Source organism: Dyella halodurans, assembly GCF_026283925.1.
Taxonomy (GTDB): Bacteria; Pseudomonadota; Gammaproteobacteria; order Xanthomonadales; family Rhodanobacteraceae; genus Dyella; species Dyella halodurans.
This window is the reverse complement of sequence record NZ_JAPDPF010000002.1, coordinates 476,622-499,578: the sequence shown is the minus strand read 5'-3', so window position 1 is coordinate 499,578 and position 22,957 is coordinate 476,622. Positions and strand designations below refer to the sequence as shown.

The 22,957-nt window shown below is 64.0% G+C and carries 14 protein-coding genes; 13 read left to right on the top strand and 1 reads right to left on the bottom strand.

What is annotated here, in order from left to right; translation table 11 throughout:
• The 3 genes from OUZ49_RS05820 (at position 1) to OUZ49_RS05810 (ending at position 4,183) form a co-directional block, all read left to right on the top strand.
• The gene (locus OUZ49_RS05820; protein ID WP_266149065.1) at positions 1-651 is read left to right on the top strand and encodes a hypothetical protein; all 651 of its coding nucleotides are present in this window, start codon (positions 1-3) and stop codon (positions 649-651) included.
• Between the two features lie 493 nt (positions 652-1,144).
• On the top strand, positions 1,145-2,866 hold the full coding sequence (gene poxB / locus OUZ49_RS05815; RefSeq protein ID WP_266149063.1) for a ubiquinone-dependent pyruvate dehydrogenase: 1,722 nt from the start codon (positions 1,145-1,147) through the stop codon (positions 2,864-2,866).
• 60 nt (positions 2,867-2,926) lie between these two features.
• Positions 2,927-4,183: an MFS transporter gene (locus OUZ49_RS05810; protein WP_266149061.1), complete on the top strand. Its 1,257-nt coding sequence runs from the start codon at positions 2,927-2,929 to the stop codon at positions 4,181-4,183.
• An 88-nt stretch (positions 4,184-4,271) separates the two neighbouring features.
• Here the strand turns inward: OUZ49_RS05810 and OUZ49_RS05805 are convergent, their stop codons facing one another.
• Positions 4,272-5,087: a bestrophin-like domain gene (locus OUZ49_RS05805; protein ID WP_266149060.1), complete on the bottom strand. Its 816-nt coding sequence runs from the start codon at positions 5,085-5,087 to the stop codon at positions 4,272-4,274.
• Between the two features lie 308 nt (positions 5,088-5,395).
• Here OUZ49_RS05805 and OUZ49_RS05800 point away from each other — a divergent pair, with 308 nt between their 5' ends.
• The 10 genes from OUZ49_RS05800 to OUZ49_RS05755 all read left to right on the top strand — a co-directional run bounded on the left by OUZ49_RS05800 (position 5,396) and on the right by OUZ49_RS05755 (position 22,937).
• Positions 5,396-6,541 (top strand): response regulator, encoded by a 1,146-nt coding sequence (locus OUZ49_RS05800; protein WP_266149059.1) that lies wholly within the window; start codon positions 5,396-5,398, stop codon positions 6,539-6,541.
• A 36-nt stretch (positions 6,542-6,577) separates the two neighbouring features.
• The gene (locus OUZ49_RS05795) at positions 6,578-10,732 is read left to right on the top strand and encodes a response regulator (protein ID WP_266149057.1); all 4,155 of its coding nucleotides are present in this window, start codon (positions 6,578-6,580) and stop codon (positions 10,730-10,732) included.
• A gap of 214 nt (positions 10,733-10,946) precedes the next feature.
• A complete protein-coding gene (locus OUZ49_RS05790; RefSeq protein WP_266149056.1) occupies positions 10,947-13,292 on the top strand; it encodes a TonB-dependent receptor in 2,346 nt (781 codons plus the stop codon).
• 35 nt (positions 13,293-13,327) lie between these two features.
• Positions 13,328-15,355 carry a serine hydrolase domain-containing protein gene (locus OUZ49_RS05785; RefSeq protein WP_266149055.1) on the top strand — a complete coding sequence of 676 codons (2,028 nt, stop codon included), beginning with the start codon at positions 13,328-13,330 and terminating at the stop codon, positions 15,353-15,355.
• Between the two features lie 58 nt (positions 15,356-15,413).
• Positions 15,414-16,442 (top strand): dipeptide epimerase, encoded by a 1,029-nt coding sequence (locus OUZ49_RS05780; protein WP_266149054.1) that lies wholly within the window; start codon positions 15,414-15,416, stop codon positions 16,440-16,442.
• A 31-nt stretch (positions 16,443-16,473) separates the two neighbouring features.
• Positions 16,474-17,799 carry a peptide MFS transporter gene (locus OUZ49_RS05775; RefSeq protein WP_266149053.1) on the top strand — a complete coding sequence of 442 codons (1,326 nt, stop codon included), beginning with the start codon at positions 16,474-16,476 and terminating at the stop codon, positions 17,797-17,799.
• 10 nt (positions 17,800-17,809) lie between these two features.
• A complete protein-coding gene (locus OUZ49_RS05770) occupies positions 17,810-18,730 on the top strand; it encodes a MurR/RpiR family transcriptional regulator (RefSeq protein ID WP_266149052.1) in 921 nt (306 codons plus the stop codon).
• A 63-nt stretch (positions 18,731-18,793) separates the two neighbouring features.
• Positions 18,794-20,422, top strand: coding sequence for a serine hydrolase (locus OUZ49_RS05765; RefSeq protein WP_266149050.1), 1,629 nt, complete (start codon positions 18,794-18,796; stop codon positions 20,420-20,422).
• A gap of 74 nt (positions 20,423-20,496) precedes the next feature.
• Positions 20,497-21,552, top strand: a complete 1,056-nt coding sequence (locus tag OUZ49_RS05760; RefSeq protein ID WP_266149049.1) for an N-acetyltransferase DgcN family protein — start codon at positions 20,497-20,499, stop codon at positions 21,550-21,552.
• A gap of 44 nt (positions 21,553-21,596) precedes the next feature.
• Complete coding sequence (locus OUZ49_RS05755; protein ID WP_266149047.1) at positions 21,597-22,937, top strand: dipeptidase; 1,341 nt, start codon at positions 21,597-21,599, stop codon at positions 22,935-22,937.
• Positions 22,938-22,957: the final 20 nt, after the last annotated feature.

The following is a 22,957-nucleotide window of genomic DNA, read 5'->3' as shown; positions in this document are numbered from 1 at the left end:
ATGGGATCGTTTTTTGACTATGTGGAACCGCAGGCTGCTAGCGACATCGCGGATCTTTCGCGGCGAATGTACGAAGTGCGCGAGGCGCGCAAGCGCCTGTTCATCGAAGCTGCCTGCCTCGACGCCGACGCCATGCTCGCCGCGGTGCGAGACGGTCGCCTGCCCGAGCATCCCGGCTACGAAGGCTGGCTGGCGGCGCAGCTGATGCGGGAGCACGAGCAGGCCTTGGAGGCGGCGCTGCTCTGGCGCTGCCGGGAGGCGAACGGCGAACCCGCGCTCGCGGCGCCAGCGCTCACCGGCCTGGCTGCGCTCGCTGCCGCGCTGGAGCGCGAGCTTCCATCCACGTTCGCCGGCAGCATGCGCACGCATCACGATGGCCTCGCGTTCCAGAGTGATGACGGCATCGATGTCATGCTGCGAATCGTCACACCCGTGGCGTGGTCGTTCGAATGGCGCTGGAGGGATGCCCTGTGGCGGCTGGATACCGCGCCGGTCGCGCATCCCGGCATCACCACGCAAGCACATCTACACCGGCCTGACGGCTCGGTAGTAGACGATCCGGCGCCGCGTCCCCACAACGAGGACGCCGTGGCGATTGCGCGCCACTTTCTGCATGCGTTGGCGCAGTCGCCCGTCCTGGGATGCGCTTGAGCTCGCGAGTGGATCAGGACGGATGTCGCGCCGTAGCTGGGTGGCCTGCGTGGGTCACGCGGCATCGGCCATCTCCTTCCGATTCGACGAAGCCGTTGGTCATGAGGCGACTTGGTCCATGGTGTCCATGGGCGCAAGGTTTTTTGGGTAGCAGTCGCCGGCGCGAGGCGGTCACGGACCAAGGCGCGGCGGAGCACGTCTGGCGCACGCTGCTTTCCGACGGACACGCTCAGCTCGCCGTGACGTAGGCAGAGGTCGACCTAGCGCAGGTACGCGTAGCGGGAGATCGCGTCAGGCATGCGCGAGTGGGGGCGCGTTCTCGAGGCCATCACGATCGTGGTGAGACCATCCACGACCCGCACTTTCTGGGGCGGTTGCCCGGAGGTAAGTACGAACAACCGTGGAAGGGGCCGGCTGGGCTGAGCTTGCCTATGTGTGGTGAACGAACCCGCCGAGGGGATGCCAATCTCCTCCCTTTCCCATGGAGGCAATCATGACGACTGTAGCCGAGAGACTGGTTGAGACCCTGGAAGCCGCTGGTGTCGAGCGCATCTATGGCCTGGTGGGCGACTCGTTGAATGGCATCACGGACTCGTTGCGGGCGCATAAACGTACGCAATGGATCGCGGTTCGGCATGAAGAGGTTGCGGCGTTCGCTGCCGGTGCTGACGCGCAGTTGACCGGCAAGCTGGCCGTATGCGCCGGCAGTTGCGGTCCTGGCAATCTTCATCTCATCAATGGTCTGTTCGACTGCCATCGCAATCGCGTGCCGGTGCTAGCCATCGCCGCCCACATTCCCAGCACGGAAATCGGTTCCGGCTATTTCCAGGAAACGCATCCGCAAACTTTGTTCAAGGAATGCAGCCACTACGCCGAGCTGATCAGCGACGCGGATCACGTTCCGCGCATCGTCGAGACGGCGATCCGCGAGGCCATCAGCAAGCAGGGTGTAGCGGTCATCGTGATCCCTGGCGATGTGGCGCTGCGCGAAGCGGTCGCTCGCAAGCCATCGCCACGGTTGATTCCCCGTCTGCCCAAGGTCCTGGCGCAGGACGCGGACATCGATGCGCTGGCCGAGCTACTCAATGCCGGCAAGCGAATAACCCTGTTGTGCGGCGCGGGCTGCGCAGGTGCACACGATGAGGTCGTCGCCTTGGCGTCCAAGCTGAAGGCGCCCGTCGTCCACGCCATGCGCGGCAAGGAACACGTGGAGTGGGACAATCCGTTCGACGTCGGCATGACGGGTTTGATCGGATTTTCATCGGGCTATTACGCCATGTTGGCCTGCGATACCTTGCTCATGCTGGGCACGGATTTTCCCTATCGCCAGTTCTATCCTGAGAAAGCGCATATCGCGCAGATAGATATCCGCGGCGAGAATCTCGGCAAACGATGTCGCCTCGATCTGGGCGTGATCGGTGACGTGCCGGAGGCGCTGGGGCGCCTGTTGGATCGCGTGTCGGAAAAGCCAGATGAATCACATCTCACCATAGCCGTCGATCACTACAAGAAAGCCCGGGCCGAGCTGGATGCCTTGGCCGTCGGCCACGCGTCGAAGCGAGGCATCCACCCGCAGCTGGTAGCCAAGGTTGTCAGCGACCTGGCCAGCGAGGATGCGATCTTCACCTGCGACGTTGGCGAGCCGACGGTATGGGCGGCCCGCTATCTGCGCGTCAATGGCAAGCGCAGGTTGCTCGGGTCCTTTCTGCATGGTTCGATGGCCAATGCCATGCCTCAGGCGATTGGCGCCCAGGTCGCGTTCCCGGGTCGACAAGTCGTTTCCCTGTCGGGTGATGGCGGCTTCAGCATGCTCATGGGCGACCTGCTCACCCTCAGGCAGTCCAAATTGCCGGTGAAGATCGTGATCTTCAACAACAGCCTGCTGGGTTTCGTGGATATCGAAATGAAGGCGGGCGGCTTTCTTCCGGTGGGCACGCGTCTGGACAATCCGAGCTTCGCCAAGATCGCTGAAGGGGCGGGTATCTACGGCGTACGGGTGGAGGACTCCGCGCAGCTTGCCGACGCCGTCAAGCAGGCCTTCGCCCATGCCGGACCCGCGGTCGTCGAGGTGGTCACCGATCCGCTGGAGCTGGTCATGCCTCCGAAGATCACGCTGGAGCAAGCGAAGGGATTCAGCATCTGGATGATGAAGGCGGTGCTTAACGGTGAAGCCAATGAGATCGTCGAATTGGCACGTACCGCTTTCGGACGCTAAGCCAGCGGCAAGGGCGGGGGTGTCAAGCGCGATTCGCCTCGTCACCACAGGAGCATTCCCGTGAGCAGCGTATCCACAGCCTCGGCGATTCCGCAGCCACAGACCCGGGCGTTCGCCATCGCCTGGGGTTGTGCGCTGCTGTTCTATTTCTTTGAGTATGCCGGCCGCTCGGCGCCTGCGGTGATGATTCCGGAGCTTTCGCAGGCATTCGGTGTCAGCGCTCTTGGCGTCAGCTCAATCCTCGGCACCTATTACTACACCTACTCCACCACCAGCCTGATCGCTGGCGTACTGCTCGATCGGCTGGGCGCCAAGTACGTGGTGCCGGCGGGCATGGCCATTCTCGGCCTGGGCTGTCTGCTGTTTGCGCTCCCCCAAGTGGCGGCTGGCAATGGCGGTCGCCTGCTGCAAGGTGCCGGATCCGCCTTTGCCTTCACCGGCGCGGTCTATCTTGCCAGCCACGGCTTTTCCGCACAGCGACTGGCAACGGCCATCGGTCTCACGCAGTGCCTGGGGATGCTTGGCGGTTCCGCTGGGCAAATCGTCGTCGGACCGCTGATTCATGGCGTCATGTCGGTGGCCGGCTTCTGGGTCTTGCTCGGCGTGCTCGTGCTCGTTACGGGTGCGATCCTGATGGTGCTTACACCGCGGGAACCTCGCGTGGTCGTCACTGGGAGTGGAGTGTCGGGCTTGCTCGACACGTACAAGATCGTGTTCTCGAACCCGCAGTCGTACTTATGCGGCCTGGTTGCGGGCCTGCTGTTCGTGCCGACCACCATTGGCGACATGGTGTGGGGCGTGCGCTTCTTCCAGGAAGACAAGTTGTTCACCTACCAGAGCGCTGTCTTCGCGGCGTCCATGGTGCCCTTGGGCTGGGTCATTGGCTGCCCGCTACTGGGTTGGCTCGCCGATAAGCTGCATCGACGCAAGCCGGCGCTGGCGGGCGGCATCGTGGTGATGTTGCTCTGCGTGGCCCAGCTGACCTTCCTGCCTGGGCTTCTGCCTGCATGGCTGACATTGCTCATTCTCGGCGTGGCTTCGGGTGCGGCCATGATCCCTTACTCCATCATCAAGGAAGTCAATCCGGATCGAGTAAAGGGCAGTGCCACAGGCGGCATCAATTTTCTCACTTTCGGTGTCACGGCCGTGATCGGCCCGATATTCGCCAGTCATTTCGGCAAGACCCTGGGCGCCGTCAACGCCGATCCGGCCGAACACTTTCGTCATGCGGGGGTATTCTGGCTGGCGATCATTGCGTTGGCTCTACTGGCTTCCCTTGTGCTCAAGGAAACGGGGCAGGGAAATAGGAAGCAATGACACCGTCGAAGCTTGCTTGGTGGCGGCAACGACGTTTGCTGTCTCGCCGCTATGGACTTCCCACCCCGACTCGATAGCCAACTCTGAGTCAGCCGACCCCGTTGAGCAAATGGGTAAGCGCGTCGCGCATCGGTTGGCTGGGAACGACGATGAAGCCGCGAAAGAGGGTGTCGAAATCGACGATCACGTAGACGACGGAAGCAAACAAGACGGCTCCCAGGCCGATCGTGACGAGGGACAGTGCGTTGTGTGGCGCGATCAGGCCGAAGCTCAGAAAGATCACGAACAACCAGAATTCCATGGTCAGGAAGAACGGCACCGAGATCGAGCTGTGAGCCTCCTCGATCAATTTCCAATGGGCGTTCAATAAACGCGCGACCTGCTCGCGCGCGTCATCGCTTAGTTGCTGGCTGATGCGGTCGTGGGCGCCAAGCTTGTGCACCTCCTTGCCGACACCGTCCAGGATTTCGTCCAGCCTGACGTCGTCGAGATTGTCCAAGGTGTCCTTGGGAGCAAGGTTCTTTGGATAGTAGTCGCCGGGAGGAGGCTTCTCATGCGGCCAGGTGCTCGCTATGGCCGCCGCGGTATAGCTTCGTAGCAGGGCGCGCGCCTGGTCTCCTTCGCTGCCATACTGGCGAAGCGTTCCATCCAACTGGATCGCGTCGGCGCCAAAGGCGTGAAAGTCATCGGAGACGATGTCGAAGCTGGCCTTTGACGATGCCGTCAGCAAGCTGAGTATCAACGCGGCGAACGTGATCAACATGGCGTTGACCAGCTGAACGATCTGGATCGTTTCTGGCGCCTTGTGCTCCTCGGGGATGACGCGCCTGAGGCCCAAGCCAATCAGGGCGGCAATGATCAGTGCCGCAAATGTCTCTATGGCGGCTGGCAGCGGAGCTAGCATTGCGCGCCTCTTGTCGGTGCAGTGCCTGCACTCAGCGCCAAGTCGTTGTGATCGCCTCGTGAAATTTCCGCCAAAGCGTCATGAACACGGCACGCGTACTGTGCGCGCAAACTCCATTCCGGTGACCGCTCGCGTGTCGGTGGGCGTTCCGATCCTGTAACCGATGGCAAGTCGCGGCTTTGACGTTGAACCCGTAGCCATGGCCGAGCACGTCCGTGGGAGCGTCGTCCTATACTCTATGCGACGGCTCATCGGCTGGAGCTGCGCCTATCGCGACTCGCACACATGACATGCGAAGGAGCGTCGAAATGAGTGCAACCGATTCCACCAAGGTTCCCGCCGTACTGGTGGTCGACGACGCATCCGACAATCGGATGATCCTGACTGAGCTGTTGAAGCCTCTTTACCGTGTCATGGAGGCCGCCAACGGCGAAGAGGCCCTTGTCATCGTGGAAGGTGCCGACAAGCCAGACATCATCCTGCTCGACGTCATGATGCCGGGCATGAACGGCTTTGAGGTTTGCCGGCGGCTCAAGGCAAGAGCCGATACCCGGGACATCCCGGTGATCTTTCTTACCTCGCTCAATGCCACGGAAGACGAAACGCGGGGGCTGGTGTTAGGCGCGGTCGATTACATCAGCAAGCCGGTCAACCCCCCCGTGGTGACGACGCGCGTGGCCAACCACCTGCGCCTGAAGGCTGCCGCGGACTTCCTGCGAAACCAGAACGAGTTTCTGGAGCAGGAAGTGGCGCGGCGGATCGCCGAAATCACCGCCGTGCAGGAAGTCGCCATCCTGGCCCTGACCTCGCTGGCTGAAACCAGGGACAACGAAACCGGCAGCCATGTCAGGCGCACGCAGCATTTCGTCAAGGCGCTGGCGGATCACCTCAAGGATCATCCGCGCTTTTCCGCGGAGCTCGATGAGTTGTCGCGAAAGTTGTTGTTCCAGTCGGCGCCGTTGCATGACATTGGCAAGATCGGCATTCCCGACGTCATTCTGCTGAAGCCGGGTCGATTGACGCCGGAAGAATTCGAGGTCATGAAGACGCATACCACGCTGGGGCGTGACGCCATCCAGCACGCCGAGGATCAACTTGGCATGAATGTGCCGTTCCTGCGGCTTGCCAAGGAAATCGCCTACAGCCATCAGGAAAGGTGGAACGGCAGCGGCTACCCCCAGGGCAAGAAGGGCGACGATATTCCCGTGTCGGCCCGCATCATGGCCGTTGCCGATGTCTACGACGCCTTGATCAGTCCACGGGTCTACAAGAAAGCCATGTCGCACGAAGACGCAGTGGCCAAGATTGTCGAGAAGCGCGGCATCGATTTCGATCCGGATGTCGTCGACGCGTTTCTGGCCTTGCAAGGCGAATTCCGGACGATAGCGGGGCGCTTCCAGGAAGACGATCAGGATCGCGCCGACAAATGGTTGAGAGAGGGTGGTGGGGGTTGATCCTTGGTTCGTGCCCAATGAAGGGTCCTCACGAACATGAAGGCATTTCTCGAACGTCTGGAGCGGTTGCCCCTGCGGGGGCGCTTGCAGTTTGGCTTCGGCGGCATCTTGCTGCTGGCCGTGCTGCTGGGCGTTTACAGTCTGAACGTGCAGCACCTGCAACGGGATCAAATCAGCCGCCTGTACCAGAAAGACATGCTGGGCCTGGTGCACATCGAGACGGCCAAGTCGTCCCTGGCGGACATGGGGGAATACCTTCGGCAAGCCGTGTTGCTCGGTCGGGGCAAGGAGCAGGCCGTGGCGCTGCAAACGCTTGCCGACGCAGAAACTTTGACGCGGCAGGAAATCGAACTGGCCCGGCCCCTCATCTATCGCGAGGCGAACCAGCGCAACCTGGCGGATTTCGAGGGTGCGTTCAGCAACTACAACAACCAGGTGCAGCAAGTCGTGACCCTGCTGCGTTCGCCGGCCGGCACCGCTGCCGCCGACAACCTCCAGGCCGCCGCCCTGCTGACGTCACCCGCCTTTCGACACAGCGATGCCACCGTCAAGGAGGCCCTCGCGCGGGTCGAGCAGATGAAGCGGTCCGGTGCCGATCAGGAAGTAGCCGTCGCAACCCAGCGTTTCCATGACTACGTGCAATGGACGCTGTGGCTGCTGGCCCTGGTGATAGGCGTCGGCGTGTTGTTTGGCAGGATGATCAGCGTGTCGATACGGCGTCCGGCCGACGGCCTGCGGCGGTCGCTCGAGGCACTCAGTGCCGGCGAGCTCGACGTGGTCGTGCCCTATACGAGTTATCCGAACGAAGTGGGCGAGCTGGCACGGTCCATCGTCGCCTTGCAGGGCGAAGCCCAACAGATGGCGGCACAGCGTTGGGTCAAGACGCACGTGGCGGCGATATCCGGCGAACTGCAGTCGATGGACCGTGCGGAGGCACTGGCGAATCGCTTCCTGTCCGCTGTCGCGCCCCTGCTTGGCATCGGCCATGGCGCGATCTACCTCCACGATGAGCAGGCTGGATGCGTGCGCTTGTCGGGAAGCTACGCCGCCGGCCAGTCGAGCCAGGCCTTTCGCCTGGGCGAGGGTCTTGTGGGCCAGTGCGCCATCGAGCGAAAAGCCATCCACCTCGCCCCGCCGCCGGCCGACTATGTCCGCATCGCCTCGAGCCTTGGACAGGCCGGTCCGGCCGAGATCGCCATCCTGCCCATCCTGCGGGGCGAGCGCCTCCTTGGCGTGCTCGAGCTGGCGAGCCTGTCGCCATTCAGCGGCAGCCAACGCGAGCTCCTGGATGAGCTGCTGCCGATCCTTGCGACGAACATGGAAATCGTCGACCGCACGACATGGACGCAGCAATTGCTCGAAGAGACGCGTCGCCAAGGCGAGGTGACGGCATGCCAGGCTGAGAGCCTGAAAGCGCAAACGGTGGAGCTGGAAGCGCAACAAGAGACGATCAAGGCAGCCAAGGCCTGGTACCGGGGCGTCATCGAAGCGGCGCCCGACGGCATGATGATTGTCGATCAGCAAGGGCTCATCGTGCTGGCCAATCCCAAGTTGGAAGCGATCTTCGGCTATGCGAGCGGTGAGCTCAACGGAGCTCGTGTCGAGCAGCTGGTTCCCTCCATCGCCGGGGTTCGGCATGCCAGCTTGCGTGATCATTTCTTTGCCGAAGGCGTCAGTCGCCAGATGGGGCGCGGCAATGTCGACCTGCACGGCATGCGCAAGGACGGCACGGAATTCTCGGCGGAAATCGGACTCTCCTTCCTGCCGGAACTGGATCGTCGCGGCGCATGCGTATGCGCCTCGGTACGCGACGTGAGCGAGCGGCGCGCCATGGAGCTTGCCGTCCAGAAGAGCGAAGAGCGCCTTCAGTACATCCTCGATAGTGGCCCCGTCTGCATCGGCGTCTCCACCTACGGGCGTTTGCGCTTCGCCAATCCGAAGTTCGTCGACACGTTCGGCATCCAGGTTGACGACACCACCGCGCGGATGTTTGTCGATCCCGCGGATAGCGCGCAAATCTGGCAGAGCCTGGATGCGTCCGGCGCGGTCGCCGACCGGGAGCTTCGGCTGTTCGACAGGGAAGGGCGGGTGCGCGACATGCTGGCCAGCTATCTGCCGATCGACTATGACGGCGAGCGCGGTCTGTTGGGTTGGTTCATGGATATGACCGATCGCAAGGCGGCCGAGCTAGCCATGGAGCGAGCCCGGGACATGGCGGAAGAAGCCACCCGCTCCAAGAGCGACTTCCTCGCCAACATGAGCCACGAGATTCGCACGCCGATGAACGCCATCATCGGCATGAGCCATCTCGCGCTGCAGACGGAGACCGACAGCAGGCAACGCGGCTATGTCGAGAAAATCCAGCGGTCCGCGGATCACCTGCTGGGCATCATCAACGACATCCTCGACTTCTCCAAGATCGAAGCCGGACAGATGCGCATGGAGAACGTGGATTTCCTGTTGGACGACGTGATGGAGCACATCGCCAGCATTATCGGCCTCAAGGCCGAGGAGAAAGGGCTGGAACTGTTGTTCCAGGTGCCGAATGACTTGTCGACGGCGTTCACCGGCGATCCGTTGCGCCTGGGCCAGATCCTGCTCAATTTGGCTAACAACGCGATCAAGTTCACCGCACACGGCACCGTGGTGATCGGAGTCGAGCAGGAATCCCGCAGCGACGACGGCGCCAACCTGCATTTCTGGGTCCACGACACCGGCATTGGCATGACGGCGGAACAATGCCGAAGCATTTTCCATTCGTTCGTCCAGGGGGATTCCTCGACCACCCGCAAATACGGCGGGACCGGGCTAGGCCTGACCATCAGCAAGATGCTGGTCGAGCTGATGCACGGCCGGATCTGGGTCGAGAGCGAAGCGGGCAACGGCTCCACGTTTCACTTCAACGTCTGCTTCGGCCTTCAGCAAGACGCGCCAGTGCCTCGCAAGCGGGACGTCGATGCGCTGGTCGGCAAACGCGTCCTGGTCGTCGACGACAATGCTGCCGCGCGCGACATCCTTGCCGGCATGGCGCACGGTTTCGGACTTGACGTCGATGTGGCCGACAGTGGCGAACAGGCCTTGCGACTCATGACCGATGCCGGTTTAGCGACACATCCATACCAGCTCATGTTGCTGGACTGGAAGATGCCTGGCATGGACGGGATCGAGACCATACGCCGGCTGCAGTCCGCCGGCGGCGCGCGGGTGCCGGCCGTGGTGATGGTCACCGCCTTTGGCCGCGACGAAGCCATGCAGGAGGCGCAGCAGCGCGGCGTCGCGTTGGGCAGCGTGCTCTCGAAGCCGGTGATGCCCTCGGTGTTGCTGCGAGCCATGGCGGAGGCGCTGGGCAGTCGCGTCGAGCCATCCGCACACGGCGAGCTGCGGCGCGACCGGCAGGGCCGGGCGAAGGCGGCCCTGGCAGGTTGCCGTGTACTGTTGGTCGAAGACAACGAGCTGAATCAGGAGTTGGCGCTGGAGTTGCTGCGCCAGGCGGGCATCGAGGTTTCGTTGGCGTGCAATGGCCAGGAGGCCCTGGACCAGTTGGCGAGCGGGCAGCGTTTCGATGGCGTGCTCATGGACTGCCAAATGCCCGTCATGGACGGCTATGCGGCGGCACGGGCCATTCGCGAACAACTGCGCCTGCCGGACCTTCCCATCATCGCCATGACTGCGGATGCCATGACCGGTGATCGCGAAAAGGCGCTTGCCGCCGGCATGAATGGCCATATCAGCAAGCCGCTGGATGTCGATGTGATGTTTTCCAAGATGGCGCAGTGGTTCACGCCACGACGGGCCGCTGCCAGCGAGACGGGACGGCCTGGCCCGTCGGCTGATGATCCGATGCGCGAGCTGCCGGGGATCGACGCCGCGGGCGCGCTGGCGCGCTGTGGCCACAACATGGCGCTGTATCGCCGCCTGCTTGGCATGTTTCGCAATGACTATGCGGATTTCCGCCAGTCGTTCCAGGCGGCAAGACGGGATGCCGACGCAAGCGCGGCTTGCCGGCTGGCCCACACGCTGCGAGGTTCAGCTGCCAATATCGGGGCTCAGGCCGTGGCCGAAGCCGCCGCTACCCTCGAACAAGCGTGCAAGGTGGAAACGCCGTCGGAAGAGATGGAGCGCCTGCTTTCGCTCGCCACGGACGCGCTGGGCCCGGTTCTGGATGGCCTGGCAAGACTCGAGACCGCCTGACCCCGTTGGGTCGAATTGGCGCTCCGCCATCCAGGGGCGGCGTCCCCGGGCCAAGCGAGGCATGGGATGCCCCAACGGGCCGCTCGGGACGAAAGGGAAGGTGGGAGAGGCCGATGCGCCGCCTCTGATATCGAAATATCATTGACACGTGTTTGGTAATGCGATATCAGTCATTGCGTGGACTGTCCACGTGATTCTCCGGGGGGAGAACCTCATGCAATTTTGGCAACTGCGGCAAAGGCGCCGCTGTATCAGTGTGGCCGTCGCCATCGCCTTGTCTGGATCTTTCGCTGCAACGGCACAGCCATTGGCGTCCGTTGGCGGCGATATCGCAGCGCCGGCGGTCGTGAACGGTGATTCGGCACAGGGTCAGGTGGCGGCGACGGATGCTGGGGCACCCGCGGCACAGAATCCGCAGTCCACATCCGGCAACACGAAGCCCGTCAATCTGGGCACCGTGATGGTGACCGCGAACAAGCGCGAGGAGCGCCTGCAGGTGGTGCCGATGGCGGTCTCCGCGCTTTCCGGCGACGACCTCCGGCGCCAGGGCGCCAACGGATTCGCCGACTATGCCAGCCAGGTACCCGGGCTCAACCTGATCTCCACCTCGGTGGGACAGACGCAGCTGGTCTTGCGCGGCATTACTTCGGGCAGCTCGCAGTCCAACTCGAGCGTCAGCACCTATATCGACGATGCACCTTACGGTTCCAGCACCGTGTATGCCGCCGGCAGCCTGCTGACGCCGGATATCGATCCGGCCGACATCGAGCGCGTCGAGGTGCTGCGCGGTCCGCAAGGCACGCTGTACGGATCGAACTCGCTGGGTGGATTGTTGAAATTCGTCACCGCGCCGCCGGACTCCACGCACATGTTCGGTCGCGCGTCGGTCGACTACACCAGCGTGGATGGTGGTGGCAGCGGCTTCGCCGAGCGCGCCATGCTCAACCTGCCGCTGGTGGAGGGCAAGCTGGCGCTGCGCGTCAATGCCTACGACCGCGATAATCCGGGTTACATCGACAACGTGTTTACCGGCCAGAAGCAAGTCAACGAATCCAACGTCAGCGGCGGCCGGGCGCAATTGATGTGGACGCCCACCGACAAGGTGGAGGTGCGCTTGTCGGCGCTGGCCCAGAACCTGCGCGGTGACGGCCTCGCCAACACCGGCGTGGAAGTGGATCCGGCCACGCTGCAGCCCATCTACGGCTACCAGAAGCAGAGCCGTGCTGCCGGGACCGGCCTGCTCGCGGTGCAATATCGTCTCTACGACCTTTCCGTCGACGCCGATTTCGGTTGGGCCAAGCTGGTTTCTTCGAGCAGCTACGGCTCGCAGAAAGTCGACCAGACCGGCGACGTCACCGCTGCCTATGGTCCGCTGCTCAACCCCGTCTTCGGCCTGGACAATGGCGGCTATTCGGTCACGCAGCCGATTACGCTCGGGAAGTTCACCCAGGAGCTGCGGCTGGAGTCACCGGCGGACCAGATGCTGGCGTGGCGCGCGGGCGTGTTCTACACCCGTGAAAGCACCACCAACCATGAGTCGGTCAACGTCTTCGATGCATCCACCGGGGTACCGATTGATCTGCCCACCCTGGGTGACATCCACCTTGGCCCAGCCATCTTCAAGGAATGGGCCGGCTACGCCGACGTGACTTGGCATGCCACCTCACAGCTCAGCGTGCTGGTAGGCGCCCGCCAGACCCACGACAGCACGTCGTACACGCAAGTGAGTAGCGGTCTGCTGACGGGCGCCGCGGATTTCACCACGCGCAGCTCGGATACGCCGACCACCTATTTGTTCAATCCCAGCTACCAGTTCACCGACAACCTGATGGCCTACCTGCGCGTGGCGACGGGCTTCCGTCCCGGCGGCGCCAACGTGGGCGTGCCGCCAGGCCTGGGTGCGCCGCTGACCTTCGCGCCGGACAAGCTGACCAGCTACGAGCTGGGCTTCAAATCCACCTTGCTCGATCAGCGCATGACCTTCGAGGCCGACGCGTTTTACATCGACTGGAGCCAGATCCAGCTCACCACGGTCAACGCCAACTTCGTTTACCTCAGCAACGGCGGCAAGGCCAAGAGCCAGGGCCTGGAAGCCAGCTGGAAGTACGCGCCCGTGCAAGGCCTGGTGCTGTCGACCAACGCCAGCTGGACCGATGCGGCGTTGACCGAGAATACCCCGCCAGGGCTGTACGGCTACAACGGTGACCGCCTGCCGTGGGTGCCGAAGTGGAATGCCAGCGTGGGTGCGGAATACAACTTCCCGCTGGGCGGCGGCTGGTCCGGTTTCGTCGGCGGCAGCTACAACTACGTTGGTCGGCGCGAGTCCGATTTCCTCTCCGTGCCGGGTCCGCGCATCTCGGTGCCCGGCTACCACGGCATCGATCTGCACGCGGGCACCTATTACGGCAACTGGACGATCAAGGGCTACGTCAAGAACCTGACCAACCAGCGCGGCATCACCTCACTGGCCTCTGAAACGACCGATCCGCAGGGCAGCCCGTTTGCTGCGTCCTACGTGCCACCGCGCACGATAGGCGTCACCCTCGGCCTCGATTTCTGAGCACGGCACGCTGGCATTACTGGAGCAACCGTTTAATGAACCATTTCAGAAAAATTCTGGCGTCCCTGGTGGTGACCTTCGCCACCGGCGTGACGCTGGCCCAGGTACCCGCGCCGGTGAACCCGGCGCCCGCAACCTCGGTGGCCCTGCCGGCACCGAGCAGCGCAACGACCGCCGTGGCCGATGCCAAGACGAACCCGGGCGACCAGGCGCATGCGATTACCAGCGAAGACCTGTCGAGCTTCTTCGACGGTCTGGTGCCGTTTGCGCTGGAGCGCGGCGACGTGGCCGGCGGCGTGATCTCGGTGGTCAAGGACGGCAAGGTGATTTTCGCGCGCGGCTACGGCTACGCGAATCTCAAGACGCGCCAGGCACCGTCGCCGGAAACCACGCTGTTCCGTCCCGGCTCCACCTCCAAGCTGTTCACCTGGACCGCGGTGATGCAGCTGGTCGAGCAGGGCAAGCTGGATCTCGATGCCGACATCAACCAGTACCTGGATTTCAAGATCCCGCCGCGTGACGGCAAGCCGATCACCCTGCGCAACATCATGACCCACACACCGGGTTTCGAGGACACCGCGCGCGATCTGCTACCGGCCTCCACCGACAGCGTGAACCTGGAGAAGTACCTGAAGTCGCACCTGCCGGAGCGTATCTTTGCGCCGGGCACGATCGTGGCGTACTCCAACTATGGCTGCGGCCTGGCCGGCTATATCGTGCAGCGCATATCCGGCGAGCGCTTCGAGGATTACGTGCAGAAGCACATCTTCGATCCCTTGCAGATGGCGCACTCGAGCTTCGAGCAGCCGCTGCCGCCGCACCTGGCGTCGCTGTTGTCGAATGGCTACAAGAGCGCGTCCGACGGCAAGCCGCATCCGTTCGAGCCGGTCGACCCGGCACCGGCCGGTGCGCTGAGCAGCTCGGCGACGGACATGGCGAACTTCATGATCGCCCACCTGCAGCAGGGCCGCTTTGGCGACACGCGCATCCTGCAGCAGAAAACCGCCGAGCTGATGCACAGCCCGCAGCACACGGCAGCGGAAGGTCTCGGTGGTTTCGCCCTCGGTTTCTACCACGAGGACAGCCACGGCCAGCGCATCATCGGCCATGCCGGCGATACCGAGGTGTTCCATAGCGACCTGCACCTGATGCTGGATGCGAACGTTGGCGTCTTCATGTCGTTCAACAGCGCCGGCAACGAGGGTGGCGCACATGTGATCCGCAAGGCGGTGTTCCAGTCCTTCCTGGATCGCTACTTCCCGTACAGCGCGCCGAAGGAAGAGACCCTGGCCACGGCCAAGGCCGATGCTGAGCGCGTGTCCGGCTATTACGAATCGAGCCGCCGCAACGACAGTGCGTTGAAGCCGCTGTACCTGTTCGGCCAGTCCAGCGTGACGGCGCAGCCGGACGGCACCATCGTGGTGTCGGTCTGGAACAACTACGCCGGCAAGCCGCTGTACTGGCGTGAGGTGGGTCCGTCGACCTGGCGTCAGGTCAACGGCGACGCGCACCTGAAGTTCGTCAATGATGCCGATGGCAACATCGCCTACTGGGCGACCGACGTCGAAGTGCCGGTGTTCGTGTTCCAGCGTGTCTCGGGCGCGCGCTCGATGGGCTCGGTGAGCCTGTGGGCCGGGCTGTCGTGCTTCCTGTTGGTGGTCGCACTGCTGAGCTGGGGCGTGGGTGCCTGGGTACGTCGCCACTATCGCCGTCCGCTCGCACTGGATGCCTCGCAGCGCCGTTCGCGCCTGCTGTCGCGCCTTGGCGTGCTCGCCCTGTTCGTGGTCCTGGTGGGCTGGATGGGCTTGCTGGTGGTCTCGTCGATCAGTGACGACATGTTGTTGCAGGGCACGATGACGCCGTGGCTGTACGTGCTTTACGTGCTCGGCGTGCTGGGCCTGCTCGGTGCGCTGGCCGTGGTGGCGCATAGCGTGCGGAGCTGGATGGCACCGCGTCGCGGTCGCTGGGTACTGGCTGGCGAAACCCTGCTGGCGCTGGCGGCGATCTACCTGGTGTGGCTGATCCTTACCTTTGGTCTGGTCAGTTTCAGCGCCCATTACTGAGTTCATTGCGCGGCGACGTAGCACCGTCGCCGCGCGCTCCATCCGAGGAAGTAGAAACATGAATATCCATGTTGACGGGCGCCTGCGCCTGCACGCAACGCGCAAGAGCTGGGCGATCCACACGCCGTTCCACATCACCGGTTACACCTTCACCGCCTTCGACGCACTGATCGTCGAGCTGACCGATGCCCAGGGCCTGACCGGGCGTGGCGAAGCGCAAGGCGTCTATTACCACCAGGACACCCCCGAATCGATGCTGGCCCAGATCGAGGCGCTGCGCGCGCATATCGAGGCAGGCATCACCCGCGAAGCCTTGCAGCAGCTGCTGCCGGCCGGCGGCGCCCGCAACGTGCTCGACTGCGCCTTGTGGGACCTGGAAGCCAAGCGCGCCGGCAAGCCCGTCTGGGAGCTGGCCGGGTTGAGCGCGCCGAAGCCGTTGCTGACCACCTATACGGTGGGTGCGGACGAGCCGGAAGTGATGGCCGGGAAGGCCGCTGGCTACGCGTTGGCTCGCGCGATCAAGCTCAAGCTCACCGACGACGGGCGCAATGCCGAGCGCGTGCTGGCCGTGCGCCAGGCGCGCCCGGACGTATGGCTGATGGTCGACGCCAACCAGGGTTTCACCCAGGAGTCGTTCGCGCAGCTGTTGCCGACCCTGGTCGAAGCCCGCGTGGACGTGGTGGAACAGCCGTTCCCGGTCGGCAGCGAGGCCTGGCTGGATGGCCTGCAGCGGCCGATCCGCATCGCGGCGGACGAAAGCGTGCAGGATCGCAGCGACCTGGCCAAGATGGTGGGCCGCGTCGACGTCATCAATATCAAGCTGGACAAGTGCGGCGGACTCACCGAGGCCCTTGCTATTGCCGACGAGGCGCGCAAGCTTGGCTTCGGCCTGATGGTCGGCAATATGGGCGGCTCGTCGCTGGCCATGGCGCCTTCGTTCGTGGTGGGCCAGTTGTGCGATGTGGTGGACCTCGACGGCCCGATCAGCCTGGTGGCCGATTATCAGCCGTCGGTGATTTACCAGGATGGCACTATCTGGTGTCCCGACACGCTCTGGGGTGGCCCGGCGTCAGCCGCGAGCAAGTGAACATGCGCCATCAGCGAGGATGCCCGTCCGCATGACTGCCTTCGACACGAGCCCGGCAACGGAGAAAAGCTGGTTCGGCCACCCACGTGGCCTGACCATCCTGTTCCTGACCGAAATGTGGGAGATGTTCTCCTTCTTCGGCATGCGCGCCATCCTGGTCTATTACATGACCAAGCACCTGGACATGGACCAGGAGTACGCGTCGGTGGTGTACGGCGTGTACGCGGCCTTCGTCTACTTCACCCCGGTGTTTGGCGGCATGCTTGCCGACCGCTGGCTGGGCAAGGGGCGGGCCGTGGTGATCGGCGGCTCGATGATGGCGCTCGGGCATTTCATGATGTCGTCCGAAGCCTTGTTCTATCCGGCGTTGTGCATGATTGCGCTGGGCAACGGCCTGTTCCTGCCCAGCCTCGCCAGCCAGATCGAAGGGCTTTATCGCGAAGGCGATGAGCGCAGCAAGAGCGCGTACAACATCTACTACGTCGGCATTAACCTCGGCGGCTTCCTGGCGCCGCTGGTATGCGGCACCCTCGGCGAGGCGTTTGGCTGGCACTGGGGCTTTGCGGCGGCGGGCATCGGCATGTTGCTGTCGCTGGTGATCTATCTGGGCGGCCGTCGTTACCTGCCAACGGAACCGGCGCTTGGTGCGGCGACCCGTGAGGTGCGCCCGCCGATGGACCGGGCGGCACGCGAACGTTTTGGCCTGCTGATCGGCATTGCCGCCATCGTGGTGATTTTCCGCGGTGCCTACGAGCAGAACGGCAATACCATCGCGCTATGGGCCGACACCGGCATCGACCGCATGCTGGCGCCGGGCTGGACCATACCGATGACCTGGTTCCAGTCGGTCAACTCGCTGGCGGTGTTCGCCCTGACGCCGGTGCTGGTGGCGCGCTGGGCGCGACTGGCCAAGCGCGGCATCGTGACGCCGTTGCTGGGCCGGATGGCTTTTGGTGCGGCGATCGTGGGGGCGTCCTATGTGGCGCTGGGCCTGATCGCGGCATGGAGCGATGCACATGGCACGCGCGCCAGCTGGATCTGGCTGTTCGTGTGGTTCGTGGTGTTCACCATCGGCGAGTTGTACATCCTGCCGACCGGCCTGGCCTTGTTCGGGCGCATGGCGCCGGACGGTTTCCGCGCCACCAGCATCGCCACCTGGTTCTTCGCCGGCTTCTTCGGCAACCTGCTGGCCGGCGCGCTGGGCACCCTGTGGAGCCACATGGGCCATGGCACGTTCTTCGTGTTGATCGGTGCGGTCTCGGGACTATCCGCCGTGCTTTTGTATATGCTCAATCGCCGCCACAGCGGCGTGGGGCAACATGGACAAGCCGGCGGCACCACGGTGCTGGCCCGATGAGCGAGTGCCGATGATCAAGGATCTGCAGAAAAAGCTTAAAGACGGCTGGAACACGTTCACCACGTCCGAGCAGAAGATCGCCACCTACCTGCTGCACAACCTCAATGGCATCCCGTTCGAGACCGCCGCGTCGCTGGGACAGCGGGTCGGCGTAAGCCCCATGACCGTCGGTCGCTTCCTGCACAACCTGGGTTATGCGGGCCTCAACGATCTCAAGGAAGAACTGCGTAGCGACGCGCCCTGGTTGCAGCTGTACAAGAGCCCGGACCAGGCCGGCGATTCCGCCGCCATGTCCGAGAGCCTCAAGGCCGAGATCCAGGGCATCACGATTGCCCATGGGCTGACCCGCGCGCCGGAATGGAAGGCCATCGTCAAGCTGCTGGTGGATGCCGACCGGGTGTCGGTCGCCAGCTTCCACCAGGGCCGCTTCCTCGGCCTCGGCTTCGCCAGCCTGATGCAGCACGTCAAGCCGCGCACGATCTTCCACGAAGGCCTGGACGGCGCCTATACCGACCTGCTGCTGGACTCGACCAAGAAGAGCTGCGTGCTGCTGATCGACTTCCGGCGCTATTCGCGGCATTTCCGCATCCTGGCCGAAGAATGCGCCGCACGCGGGATTCCGTTGGTCATCATCACCGACAGCCAGTGTTATTGGGCACGCCAGCTTACGAACCATGTCCTGATGCTGCCGGCCGACCTGACGCGGCCGTGGCACAACTTCACCGCGGCGACCAGCCTGCTGAGCCTGCTGATCGGCGCGGTCACGCGCGAACAGGGCGACATGTTCGACCGCATCGGCGACATCACCCAGCTGCGGCAAAAACTGGTCGGCTACGTCGAAGCACCGGCGCCGGAGAAGCGCGAACCGGGCAAGGCTCCGAAGCCACCCAAGGCGGTCGCCGGCAAGCCTCGCGGCAAGCCCAAAGCCTGACACCTGCGTCATGTCGAACGATGCGCCTGACCCGGCAGCATCCATACAAGGGGAGTGTTCCTGATGATCCGCCGTCCCGGTGAAAATGCCGCCTCGCGCACCTTGCCAGGGCGCTGGCGTCCTGCTGCCTGCGCGGCCCTGCTGGTGTCGTGGTGCGCCGTGGCATCCGCGTCGCCGTCGTCCGTGTCGACACCGGAACTCGACGCTTTCGCACACAAGGCCATGCAGACGTTCGACACGCCCGGCATGGCGGTGACCATCGTCGATGGCGACACGGTCACCACGCACGCCTATGGCGTGCGCAAGCTCGGCGATGCGTCGCCGGTGGATGCGCACACCATTTTCCCGATCGGCTCCAACACCAAGGCTTTCACCTCGGCCGCGCTGGCGATCCTGGTCGACCAGGGCAAGCTGCGTTGGGACGACCGCGTGGTCGACAAGCTGCCGGGCTTCCGCATGTACGACGCCTACGCGTCCAGCGAGATGACCGTGACCGATCTGCTCGTCCATCGCAGCGGCCTGGGGCTGGGGGAGGGCGATCTGATGATGTTCCCGACCTCCGATCGCACGCGTGCGCAGCTGGTGCACGACATCCGCTATCTGAAGCCGGCGCGTTCGTTTCGCGGCGGCTATGACTACGACAACGTGCTGTACATCGTAGCCGGGGCCCTGGTCGAGGCCGTATCCGGCCAGCGCTGGGAGGATTTCGTGCAGCAGCAGATCCTCGATCCGCTGCAGATGCACGACACCCAGGTCAGCATCGATACGCGCACCGGCGACCAGGCGTCGCTGCATGCCAAGAACACCACGGCGGTGCGCGGCGTGGGCCAACAGTCGGTGCTCAAGACGGTGATGACCGGCCAGGTGTTCGCACCCGCCGGTGCGCTGCAGGTGAGCGCGACGGACATGGGGCCCTGGCTGCGCCTTCAACTCGACAGCGGGCAGCTGGACAAGAGCAAGCGGATCTTCAGCGAGGCGGCGGCCAAGGCGCTGTGGACGCCGCAGACCCTCATTCCGATTTCCGCGTTGCCGGAACCCGTGGCGCTGGCCCAACCGCAGTTCGAGGCCTATGCCTTGGGCTTCGAAGTGCAGGATTATCGCGCGCACAAGATCATCACCCACCTCGGCGGCGTGCTGGGTGGCGTCTCGGCCGTGGTGATCATTCCGGAAAAGCACGCGGCCTTCGCCATCATGCTCAACTCCGAAGATGTCGGCACGCTGTTCGCCGTGCGCGAGCATCTGCTCGACAGCTTGCTCGGCCTGCCTTCGCCAGACTGGATTGCCGGCTACAAGCAGGTGTTCGACGGGATCAACGCCGAGGCCGTGGCCGCGCTCAAGTCGCCCGCCAAAGCCACGCATGCCGCACGCGGGCCATCGCTGCCGTTGTCCGACTATGTCGGCGTTTACCGTGATCCCTGGTACGGCACCGCGACGCTTGGTCGTGACGGCAAGGGCGCGCTGACCCTCAGTTTCGATCACTCGCCCGGCATGCACGGCACGCTGGAACATGTGCAATACGACACCTTCCGCACGCACTGGGCGATGCCGGACGTCGAGGACGCCTATGTCACCTTTGCGTTGAAGCCTGACGGCAGCATCGACCAGATGACCATGAAGGCGATCTCGCCGATCGCCGATTTCAGCTGGGACTACCAGGATCTGCGCTTCACGCCGGTCCACGTGTCGAAGTAGACATTTCCCCTTGGCCGCCACTCACGTTGATGTCGACGCGAGTTCGGTCTAGACATCATCAGGAACCCGCTCGCTTGGATACGCCCATTTCTTCCACGGATGCGCAAGTAGGCTCCTTGCCGCAGCCCTACCTGCTTTTTCTTGGTGATACCAGCGAGCCCGCCTTTGCCAAGACGGCATTCGGGTTGAGCGATTGGGCGGGTGATCGTTGCGTTGGCGAATGGTCGTGTGGCGCGACGGTCAGCACAGGACTACCGCTGCTCACGCCGGGCGAAGCAGTGGCACGCGGTGCGCGCGGGTTGGTGATTGGCGTGGCGAATGCCGGCGGCTTCATTCCCGAGCGCTGGATCGCGGCCCTGATCGAGGCGCTCGAAGCCGGGCTCGACCTGGTCAGTGGCATGCATATGCGACTGGCCGATATCCCGCAACTCGCGGCGACCGCCACGCGCCTCGGTCGTCGCCTGATCGACATCCGCACGCCGCCACACGGTATCCCCGTGGCGTCCGGACGCCAGCGTTCCGGCAAGCGCTTGCTCACGGTCGGCACCGACTGCGCACTCGGCAAGAAATACACCGCATTGGCGCTGGCGCGGGCCTTCGTGGCGCGTGGTGTCGCCGCGGATTTTCGCGCCAGCGGCCAGACCGGCATCCTGATCGCCGGTGGCGGCATCCCGATGGACGCGGTGGTGGCTGACTTCGAGGCAGGCGCCGCCGAACTGCTCAGCCCCGCCGCATCGCCGCAGCATTGGGACGTGATCGAAGGGCAGGGCTCGCTGTTCCATCCGGCCTATGCGGGCGTGTCGCTCGGCCTGCTGCATGGCAGCCAGCCCGATGTCTTCGTCGTCTGCCACGAACCTGGGCGCCGGCACATGCTCGGCTATCCGGACTTTCCGATGCCGTCGATCGAGGAGGTGATCGACCTCACGATCCGGCTTGGCCGCCGTACCAATCCCTTGATCCGCTGTGCCGGGGTAAGTCTCAATACCGGCAAGCTGGAGGCCGATGCGGCGCAGGCGCTGTTGCAGGCCGAGAGCCGGCGGCTAGGCCTGCCGGTGGCCGACCCCATGCGCGGCGGCGCCGCATTCAAGCAACTGGTCGACGCGGCGCTGCAGCTATCCTCGGACACCTAAGCGTCATCCGCATCGCCTACCTATTTTCTTGCGAGACACCTGCCATGAAACTCACCGCGCGCTCCCTCCCTGTCATGACGGCCATGGCCGTTGCGCTGATGCTGTGCGGGTCGTCCCACGCCGCCACACCGAGCGACGCCGCGCTGGCCGCGCGAGTGGATCGGGTGCTGGCCGCGACGCCGTTGATCGACGGGCACAATGACCTGCCCTGGGCGATCCGGACCGGTTTCGGCAACATTGCTGGCGTGGATCTCAGCGCCAACACGGCGAGCCTGCCGATGAAAGCCGAGGCCGGTGAAACGCCGACCCCGTTGATGACGGACATTCCGCGCCTGCGTGCGGGCCACGTCGGCGGCCAGTTCTGGTCCGTATGGATTCCGCCCACGGTTACCGGGCCGGCGGCAGTGAAGATGACGCTCGAGCAGATCGATATCGTCCGCACCATGGTCGTGCGTTATCCGCACGACCTGCAGATGGCTTATTCGGCTGAGGATATCGTCAGCGCGCACAAGGCCGGCCGCATTGCCTCGCTGATCGGGATCGAGGGTGGCCACCAGATCGACAATTCGCTGCCAGTACTGCGCAGCATGTATGTGCTCGGTGCGCGCTATATGACGCTCACCCACACCTTGAACAACGATTGGGCCGACTCGGCCACCGATGCACCGAAGCACCATGGCCTGACGCCGTTCGGCCGCGCGGTGGTGCATGAGATGAACCGCCTGGGCATGCTGGTCGACCTGAGCCACGTGTCGGCGGACACGATGCGCGATGCCTTGAACACGTCGGTAGCCCCGGTAATGTTCTCGCACTCCGGCGCTCGCGCCTTGGATGACCATCCGCGCGACGTGCCGGACGATGTGCTGAAGATGGTGGCACGCAATCGCGGCATCGTGATGGCGACGTTTGCGGGCACTTATGTCTCGGCCGAGCGCGCCCGCTGGGAAGCCGATCGCGCCGCCGAGCAGACGCGCTTCAATGCACCGCCCTATGCCGGCCTGTACATCGGCCAGCCCGAGCGGGCCAAGGCGGCCATGGCCGAATGGGATCGTCAGCACCCGAGGCCCATGGTCACGCTGGCCATGGTGGCCGATCACATCGAGCATATCCGCCAGGTGGCGGGCATCGACTGTGTCGGCATCGGTTCGGATTTCGACGGCATTCCCAACACGCCGCAAGGACTGGAAGGCGTCGACAAGTATCCGGCGCTGCTGCAGGAGCTGGCGCGACGCGGCTGGAGCGACGAAGACCTCGGCAAGCTGGCCGGCGGCAACATGCTGCGCGTCATGCGCGAAGCCGCTGCCGTGGCCAAACGCTTGCAGGCGACGGAAGCGCCTTCCACTGCGACCATCGCGCAAGCGGATGCTGCAGTCGCCGGCAAGTAGGGTTAGTGTGGCAAGGCAAG

Excerpts from the sequence above, each read along its gene's own strand:
- OUZ49_RS05765 (WP_266149050.1), top strand. The coding sequence starts at position 18,794 with ATGATCCGCCGTCCCGGTGAAAATGCCGCCTCGCGCACCTTGCCAGGG.
- OUZ49_RS05775 (WP_266149053.1), top strand. The coding sequence starts at position 16,474 with ATGACTGCCTTCGACACGAGCCCGGCAACGGAGAAAAGCTGGTTCGGC.
- poxB (WP_266149063.1), top strand. The coding sequence starts at position 1,145 with ATGACGACTGTAGCCGAGAGACTGGTTGAGACCCTGGAAGCCGCTGGT.
- OUZ49_RS05820 (WP_266149065.1), top strand. The coding sequence starts at position 1 with ATGGGATCGTTTTTTGACTATGTGGAACCGCAGGCTGCTAGCGACATC.
- OUZ49_RS05770 (WP_266149052.1), top strand. The coding sequence starts at position 17,810 with ATGATCAAGGATCTGCAGAAAAAGCTTAAAGACGGCTGGAACACGTTC.
- OUZ49_RS05755 (WP_266149047.1), top strand. The coding sequence starts at position 21,597 with ATGAAACTCACCGCGCGCTCCCTCCCTGTCATGACGGCCATGGCCGTT.
- OUZ49_RS05790 (WP_266149056.1), top strand. The coding sequence starts at position 10,947 with ATGCAATTTTGGCAACTGCGGCAAAGGCGCCGCTGTATCAGTGTGGCC.
- OUZ49_RS05805 (WP_266149060.1), bottom strand. The coding sequence starts at position 5,087 with ATGCTAGCTCCGCTGCCAGCCGCCATAGAGACATTTGCGGCACTGATC.
- OUZ49_RS05800 (WP_266149059.1), top strand. The coding sequence starts at position 5,396 with ATGAGTGCAACCGATTCCACCAAGGTTCCCGCCGTACTGGTGGTCGAC.
- OUZ49_RS05795 (WP_266149057.1), top strand. The coding sequence starts at position 6,578 with ATGAAGGCATTTCTCGAACGTCTGGAGCGGTTGCCCCTGCGGGGGCGC.
- OUZ49_RS05785 (WP_266149055.1), top strand. The coding sequence starts at position 13,328 with ATGAACCATTTCAGAAAAATTCTGGCGTCCCTGGTGGTGACCTTCGCC.
- OUZ49_RS05780 (WP_266149054.1), top strand. The coding sequence starts at position 15,414 with ATGAATATCCATGTTGACGGGCGCCTGCGCCTGCACGCAACGCGCAAG.